Annotated in this window: 1 protein-coding gene; it reads left to right on the top strand. The window is 33.0% G+C overall.

The annotated features are described in order from the left end of the window. On the top strand, window positions 1–391 hold a 391-nt coding region (locus tag HZY83_RS05225; protein WP_483299225.1), incomplete at both ends, for a MutS-related protein.

Here is a 391-nt window from a genome sequence, read left to right as displayed (position 1 = left end):
ATTGTAGTTTAAACAATGATACATTTATTTATCTCATAACTGGGCCAAATATGTCTGGTAAGTCAACTTACATGAGACAAGTAGCAATTATTAGCATTATGGCACAAATGGGAGCATACGTACCTTGTGATTCTGCTATATTACCTATATTTGATCAAATTTTTACTAGAATAGGTGCAGCTGACGACTTAGTTTCAGGTAAAAGTACATTTATGGTAGAGATGTTGGAAGCACAAAAAGCGTTAACTTATGCTACAGAAAATAGTTTAATTATTTTTGATGAAATTGGTAGAGGGACATCTACTTATGATGGACTTGCTTTAGCACAAGCCATGATTGAGTATGTAGCACAAACTTCTCATGCTAAAACACTATTTTCAACTCATTATCA

Origin of the sequence: Gemella sp. GH3 (assembly GCF_013415425.1) — a bacterium.
Taxonomy (GTDB): domain Bacteria; phylum Bacillota; class Bacilli; order Staphylococcales; family Gemellaceae; genus Gemelliphila.
This window is presented reverse-complemented; position numbering and strand designations above follow the sequence as displayed.